The 6,952-nt window shown below is 68.8% G+C and carries 9 protein-coding genes; 7 read left to right on the forward strand and 2 right to left on the reverse strand.

Translation table 11 applies throughout. The features are described 5' to 3' along the window. Positions 1 to 118: 118 nt before the first annotated feature. Entirely contained in the window at positions 119 to 472 is a 354-nt protein-coding gene (locus CEK65_RS19915) for a hypothetical protein (RefSeq protein ID WP_152182762.1), read from the reverse strand. Next, complete coding sequence (locus tag CEK65_RS19920; protein WP_152182763.1) at positions 469 to 1,395, reverse strand: hypothetical protein; 927 nt, start codon at positions 1,393 to 1,395, stop codon at positions 469 to 471. The genes CEK65_RS19915 and CEK65_RS19920 overlap by 4 nt, the downstream gene beginning before the upstream one ends. Positions 1,396 to 1,821: 426 nt before the next feature. Here CEK65_RS19920 and prmA point away from each other — a divergent pair, with 426 nt between their 5' ends. The 7 genes from prmA (at position 1,822) to fis (ending at position 6,718) form a co-directional block, all read left to right on the forward strand. Then, positions 1,822 to 2,742 carry a 50S ribosomal protein L11 methyltransferase gene (gene prmA / locus CEK65_RS19925; RefSeq protein ID WP_152182764.1) on the forward strand — a complete coding sequence of 307 codons (921 nt, stop codon included), beginning with the start codon at positions 1,822 to 1,824 and terminating at the stop codon, positions 2,740 to 2,742. 251 nt (positions 2,743 to 2,993) lie between these two features. Next, complete coding sequence (locus CEK65_RS19930; protein WP_152182765.1) at positions 2,994 to 3,599, forward strand: hypothetical protein; 606 nt, start codon at positions 2,994 to 2,996, stop codon at positions 3,597 to 3,599. Next, complete coding sequence (locus CEK65_RS19935) at positions 3,599 to 3,820, forward strand: helix-turn-helix transcriptional regulator (RefSeq protein WP_152182766.1); 222 nt, start codon at positions 3,599 to 3,601, stop codon at positions 3,818 to 3,820. The genes CEK65_RS19930 and CEK65_RS19935 overlap by 1 nt, the downstream gene beginning before the upstream one ends. 48 nt (positions 3,821 to 3,868) lie before the next feature. Then, positions 3,869 to 4,765 carry a retroviral-like aspartic protease family protein gene (locus CEK65_RS19940; RefSeq protein WP_193314845.1) on the forward strand — a complete coding sequence of 299 codons (897 nt, stop codon included), beginning with the start codon at positions 3,869 to 3,871 and terminating at the stop codon, positions 4,763 to 4,765. 196 nt (positions 4,766 to 4,961) lie between these two features. After that, positions 4,962 to 5,339, forward strand: a complete 378-nt coding sequence (locus CEK65_RS19945; protein ID WP_043090356.1) for a helix-turn-helix domain-containing protein — start codon at positions 4,962 to 4,964, stop codon at positions 5,337 to 5,339. Between the two features lie 312 nt (positions 5,340 to 5,651). Then, complete coding sequence (locus CEK65_RS19950) at positions 5,652 to 6,329, forward strand: DUF3426 domain-containing protein (protein WP_226980660.1); 678 nt, start codon at positions 5,652 to 5,654, stop codon at positions 6,327 to 6,329. 116 nt (positions 6,330 to 6,445) lie between these two features. Then, entirely contained in the window at positions 6,446 to 6,718 is a 273-nt protein-coding gene (gene fis / locus CEK65_RS19955; protein WP_010343856.1) for a DNA-binding transcriptional regulator Fis, read from the forward strand. Positions 6,719 to 6,952: the final 234 nt, after the last annotated feature.

The raw sequence follows: 6,952 nt of genomic DNA on the forward strand, positions 1-6,952 counted from the left end.
CTTCGATGGGCCCATGGTCTTGTCGGGCCTAGGGTCGCAGATGCGCCCAGACACACCCGAACGATTCGGATCTGGATCCGCTTTTGCGAATCCCCCCATCCCCAATCCCCACTCCCGGCTACTTCGCCTGCGTCCCCGCCACCGGCTCCACGCCCAGGCTCGAGGTCGGGCTGACGATCATCACCGTCTCGGTGGAGCCGTCCGGCCAGACGATCTGGAAGGTGCTGCCCGGGGCCAGGGTGGAGAAGGGCATGCCGCTGTTGGCGCGGTAGATCGCCGCCACCTGCGCGGCGCCGGCGCGGCGCACGTCCGGCGCGGAGTGCGCGGTGGTCAGTTCGACCTTGGACAGGCCGCGGTAACGCTGTTCGGCGGTGTCGATCAGCAACAGGCCCGCCGCCGCCGCCGAATAGGCGACGAAGGCCAGGACCCAGAACCAGAACTTGGCGCCGTGCAGCCATCGCCGGTAATTCATGAGCCTGCTCCCTTGCTGTCCACCAGTCGATTGACCATGTCGTTCATCGTGTCCGTGCCTTGCCGCGGCACCGCGGCGTCGTAAACAAAACTGCTGAAGTCCTGGGTGGGGTCGCGCGAGCAGATCCCGCCGTTGGCGCAATAGCGGGTCATCAGTTCGCTGTCCGGGCCGCAATCCAATCCCAGCCTGCAGGCGGCCAACTGCCAGGCCAATTCGGAAAACTGGGTGCCGGCCACGCGCCCGTCCAGGCTGTCGTCGCCGCTGGCGGCCAGGCCCATCGCCGGCGACAGCGCCACGTAGGCATCGGGATCGCCGGAGGCGCGCACCCGCGCGACCAGATCGCGCTTGTACTCGGCGCCGGCATGCAACGGCTGGCCCAGCGCCAGCAGCGCCGCTTCGGCGGCCAGGTTGCCGCCGCGCGCGGCCTGCACGCGCTGGGCGACGATGGCCTGGCGGGTCAGGCCGTCGCCGGGCGCGAAGCCGGCGCAGCGGCGGCCGACGCGGGCGCGCGCCTGCACCATCTGCGCCGAGGTCGGCAGGCGGGCGTCGGCGATGGCGCGGGTATCGGCGCCGTAGCCGACCGGGTCCATCGCATAGCCGGCGCAGTAGTCGTAGATGCGGCTGAGCCGCCAGGACGCCTCGGGGTCGCCGTGCGCGGCGGCGATCGACAGTTGCTGCGCGGCACGGTAGAGGTCGGCGCCGCGTTCGCCCTCGGCGTCCCCACGCCGGCGCGCCGGCGTGGACGCCGGCAGCGACCCGGTGGCCGACGCGACGGGCGCAGGGGCGGCAGCGGCCACCACCGCGGTCGCCGGCACGGACGCCGCCGGTGCAGCCGGCAGCGACAGCACGCGATAGGCGACCACGCCCAGCAACAGCGCGGCGGGCGCCAGCAACAGCCAGGTTGGACGGGACACGACGGGCATGCGCGAAAGAGCCGGACCACGGGCAGAAGCGCAGCCGGACCCCCTGTCGCCCGGCCGCTGCGAACCGGCAGTCTACCCCAGGCCACGGCCGCGGCATGCGCCAAATGCGTGCCGCGATCCCGGCGCATGGACGTGCGGACCGGCGGCACGGACGAACGGCACGGCGTCACGGGCGGCGCGGTGCAGATCGCAGTGCCGGTGCTGGCCCGGCAGCGTCCGAACGCATTGCTGGGCCTGTTCGGCCCGGTGCGGCCAGCGCGACGCCGCGTACCGCCGTCGCGTGTCGCATTCCGAACGGCGCCGGCCGGAGGTGGTTCGCAACCGGCCGAAATGCGTGCCGTCCCCCGCTCCGCCGCAAGACAGCCTCCAGCGCGAAGCCCGCCGCCCGTCTAAGATGCGCGCTTCCCCTGATTGCCCCACCGACCGATGCCGTTCCTCGAACTGACCCTGCGCTGCACCGACGCCACCCAGCCCCGCTACGAGACCGCGCTGGAGGATGTCGGCGCGCTGGCGGTGACCCTGCTCGATGCCGACGCCGACACCAGCAACGAACGCGCGATCCTGGAACCGGGCGTGGGCGAGACCCCGCTGTGGGGCACCCTGGTGCTCACCGCGCTGTTCCCCGAGGAGCAGGACGCGCTAGTGTTGCTGGCTGCGCTGGAGGCCTTCGACCCCGGGCTGGACTGGACCCAGGCCACCTTCCGCAAGGTCGACGACCAGGACTGGGAACGGGCCTGGCTGGACCAGTTCCAGCCGATGCGCTTCGGCGCGCGCACCTTCATCGTGCCGTGGAACCACGACCTGCCCGAGGACGCCCGCGGCACCGACGCCGCGGTGGTGCGCCTGGACCCGGGCCTGGCGTTCGGCTCCGGCACCCACCCGACCACCGCGCTGTGCCTGCGCTGGCTGGATGCGCTGGCCACCGACGGCGTCCTGGCGCAGGCGCGCGTGCTCGATTTCGGCTGCGGCTCGGGAATCCTGGCGCTGGCCGCGCTGAAGCTGGGCGCCGCCGCCGCGGTGGGCGTGGACAACGACCCGCAGGCGCTGCTGGCCAGCCACGACAACGCCGAGCGCAATGCGGTGGGCGAGCGCCTGGCCGTGTACCTGCCTGCCGACGAACCGGCGGCCACCTATCCGGTGGTGGTGGCCAACATCCTCGCCTCGGCGCTGGATGCGCTGGCGCCGACCCTGGCCGCGCGCGTGGCGCCGCGCGGGCGCATCGCCCTGTCCGGCATCCTGCATGGCCAGGAACAGGAGCTGCTGCAGCGCTACGCACCGTGGTTCACCCAACTGCGCACCGAACAGGACGGCGACTGGATGCGCATCGACGGCGTCCGTCGCGACTGATTCCGCCACGCCTGATACGACCCGCCGCCGCGCCCGGCACCGACCGGCCCGCGGCAGCGGCAGGCGGGAGTGGATACATAGAACGGCGCAGATCTACGTTAGGCACCGTAATCACCTGATTGTTCCCACCCGTCGTTTTTCCCAAAAACGATGGTGTCTTGGAAGACTGAGTCTGCCCGCCACCAAAAATCCTTGACTAATTATCGCAAGAAGATAATTATTACCCCATAGCGCACCGAAGCGGAGGCAGCGTGATGCGGCATCAGGGGGAAGAGGACGGTGGAGCGACACCCGCAGCGAGCGAGGCGCTTGCGCGCCGGGGACGGGTGTTTTTCGTCATCGCATGCGCCGTGATGACGCTGATGGCGGCAACGGCCGCACTTCAGGTTCTGTTGCTGCTCTTCCGCGTCGGGGACCACGCTGGAATGATGAACGGTGGCTTCGCCTTCATCCTCACGCGGGAGCGTGATGGCGCGATACCGACGGGTTTCGTGGCGATCTCAAGCTATGCCATCTGGCAGTCCGTCTTGGCGGCCGCGCTGCTGACGTTGCGTCTGATTCCGGGTCTAGTGATCCTGTCCGCGCTGATCGGTCTGTTCCGTCTTTATGCCCGCCATCTGATTTTCACGGCCGACAATGAAGTGCTGGTGCGTCGGATCGCATGGGCGCTCATCGCTTACGCCATCGTCCCGCTCATTACCCACGCCACGCTCTATGTCGCTGATATGAGCCCGGTCGCCATCAAGCTGGAACTCCGCCAACTCGACGCGGCGGTCCTTGGCATCCTGCTGTTCGCGTTCGTGAATGTCGTCGCCGTCGGTGCAGAGATCGAACGCGACCGCGCCGGGTTCTTTTGATGCCGATCGTCATCCGGCTCGACGTCATGCTTGCGAAGCGGAAGATGCGGTCGAAAGATCTGGCGCGTGCGATCGGCGCGACCGAAGCGAACCTGTCGCTGTTCAAATCGGGAAAGGTCAAAGGACTGCGTTTTGAAACGCTGGAAGCGATCTGCCGGCATTTGGAGTGTCAGCCCGGCGACCTGCTCGAATACGTTCCGGATACTCCCGTCGACGCCTGATCCAGCGATCGTCGACTCGCGCTCTCAACCTCAGTGATGGAGAAGCCCATGCGTCCGATGGCGGCGATCGCAGCCTCGTGTCTGTTGCTCAGTCCCCCTGCCGGATCATCCGTCCCGCTGACCCCGGCGGGGAACGGCCATTTGGTCGTGCCCGCCTTCGTCAACGGCAAGGGGACCGTGCCCTTCATCCTCGACACCGGGGCAGACGGAACGCATGTCTATCAGTGGTTCGCCAAGCAGCAGGAGTTAAACCCGGGCCTGCCTACCAGCGTGGAGGGTATGACCGGAGCGGCGATGATGCCGACCTATCGACTCGATAGCCTCACGGTCGATGGCCGCACGATTCGCAACGTCGAGGCCACCGGCTTGCCGGATCGCAAGGACGCGGAGATCGCAGCGGGGATAACGGGCAACGACCTGATGGACGGCGCGATCGCGATCTTCGACTTTCCCTGCCGCGCCGTCTCGCTGCAGCCCAAACCCGTATCGATGCGCCGCATCCTCACGAACGGTGCAGTGATGATCCAGGGCGGGACCGTCGTCGACGGGACGCAGCTGACGCTCCCTGTCACTGTCAACGGCGCGGCTGGGATCGCAGTACTCGACACGGGCTCGCGCGGGACGCAGATCAACCCCGCATTCGCACGTGCCGCTCACCTCGATGTTGATGGCGCGTCCTTCCGGCGCGGGGAGACGCTGTATGGCGCGGCATCAGAGGCAAAGGAAACGCGCGAAGGCGAAGTCGAAACGGTGGCATTCGCCGGTCGCCGCGTTAATGGCCTGACTGTTCGAGTGGCCGATCTGCCCGTGTTTAAAAGCTTCGGATTTGGCGAGGAGCCCGCGATGATTCTAGGCATCAACGCGATGATGGGGCAGCGCCTGATCTACGATCACCAGGCAAAGCGTTTCTGGTTCGATCGCTCTCGCTGCAAGGCAGCCACCTAAGCCGGCACCACCACACTCCGCATGGTCGCCGCTTTCCCGATTGGGGGCGTGGGGCGGGAAAACGGGAAAGCCCAGGGAGTGGTAACTCTGGGCTCGCGACATGGACAGTATCACTAACATTTATCCATTGGATAGAGATACGAACCAACCGCAACGGCTGGCGCAGCTATATCTCGCCTCCCCTGCGGAGGTGCGTGTGAACAGCAAGCTGTACGAACGGGTGCGCGAAGCGCGCAAGCTCACCGGCCTCACCCAGGAGGCCCTGGCGCTGGACCTGGGCGTGACCCGCAGCGCCGTGGCGCAGTGGGAAATGGCCGAAGGCACCGCGCCAGCGCTGGAGCACCTGATCGCCCTGGCCCGCCGCAGCGGGCTGCACTTCGAGTACCTGGCCACCGGCCGTGGCGAGCGCGTGTTCGGCGAACCGATGGCGGCGGACGCCGCGGCCATCGGCGAGCTGCCCAACCACTACCAGTTCACCGACCAGCAACTGCGCCTGCTGGAGCGCTTCGACAGCCTGAGCCCGCGCCAGCGCGCCGGCCTGCTCGACCTGCTCGACACCCGCAAGTCGCGCTAAGCACGCCGCGTGACCCTCGCGCCGTAGAGCGTCCAGCGCTGACAAAGGCCACGATCCGCCGGCAGCGCACTGCAGATCCCGCCGGCGCGTGCTTGAATACGGCTCTCGCCGTCGTCGCCCGCGCGCATGCCCGATCGCACTCCGCCCCGCCCCAGCCTCGCCACCTTGCTGCGTCAGCCCGATCCGTCCGCCACACAGGGCAAGACCCCGGTCGCGCCGGCGGCGGGCGGTGACACGTCGGCACCCGCGACGCAGCTGACCGACACTGCAGCGCCGCCCGTGGCGTCGAGCGTCTCGCCAGCGTCTGCGAACGTGAAGCCGGCCGAGGAAGAGACCGCCGCGGTCCACGCCGCACCTGACGCGGGCGACCTGGAGACGCTGTCGCCAGCCCGCGCGTCGGCGACGGACCCGGCACTGGCACCGGCCACGGTCGCGACTCCCGCGACAGTCCCCACCTCGCCAGTGTCCGCCGCCGCCACGCCCAGCTTCCTGCATGGCCCGCGCGAACGCCGCCCGGTGCTGCGTGCCGCGCCCTGGCAGTGGATCGCACTGGCCGGGCTGGGCCTGCTGCTGGCGCTGCAGATCCTGATCGCCGATCGCCAGCGCCTGGGCGCCGACCCGCGCTGGCGGCCGTGGGTGGCCGTGGTCTGCCAGGTCCTGCGCTGCAGCGTGCCGGCCTGGCGCGAGCCGGCCGCCTTCACCATGCTCAGCCGCGAGGTGCGGCCGTTGCCCGGCCACGCCGGCACCCTGCAGGTGCAGGCGACCTTCCGCAACGACGCGCGCTGGGCGCAGGCCTGGCCGCTGCTGCAACTGTCGCTGGCCGACGCCGACGGCCGCACCATCGGCAGCCGCGTGCTGCGCCCGCAGGAGTACCTGGGGCGCGCACGGCCGGACAGCGCCACACTGGCGCCGGGACAGAGCGCACAGATCGCGTTCCAGGTGCGCGAACCGGCCGCCGAGACGGCGGCATTCAGTTTCGATTTCCACTGAGAACGCTGCGTTCGGGCACTACGCCATGGCAGCGGCGCAGGCCACGCGCTAGACTCGTCCCCCCGCGCCGGCCCTCCTGCCGTCCGGCGCCGCTGTCATCTGGGGATCCGTCGAACTTGAACGCCGCCACCACTCGTCCTGACTCCAGTCGCGGCGCGCCGAAGCCGCCGCTGCGCGAACACGTGGCGCAATCGGTCCGCCGCTACCTGCGCGACCTCGACGGCTGCGACGCCGACGACGTGTACGAGATCGTGCTGCGCGAGATGGAGATCCCGTTGTTCGTGGAAGTGCTCAACCATTGCGAAGGCAACCAGAGCCGCGCCGCCGCGCTGCTGGGCATCCACCGCGCCACCTTGCGCAAGAAGCTCAAGGAATACGGGTTGGCCTGAGTCAGGCTGGGAATCGGGAATCGGGAATCGGGAATCGGGAATCCAGCGTGCTGTCCTGCATGACTTGACTGTCAAACGATCCGACACGGCAACCCAGCTTGTAGCGCCGGTGCATCGCTCTCGTAGGAGTCAACTGTCATGCACCTGCGATGACAGGAGGAGCGTACGGGGCCTGATCGCGCGCGATGGCATTGAGCCAGCGCAGGAACTTGTGCATGCAGGCGACGATGGAGA

Origin of the sequence: Xanthomonas sp. LMG 12459 (assembly GCF_009192905.1) — a bacterium.
Taxonomy (GTDB): Bacteria; Pseudomonadota; Gammaproteobacteria; order Xanthomonadales; family Xanthomonadaceae; genus Xanthomonas_A; species Xanthomonas_A sontii.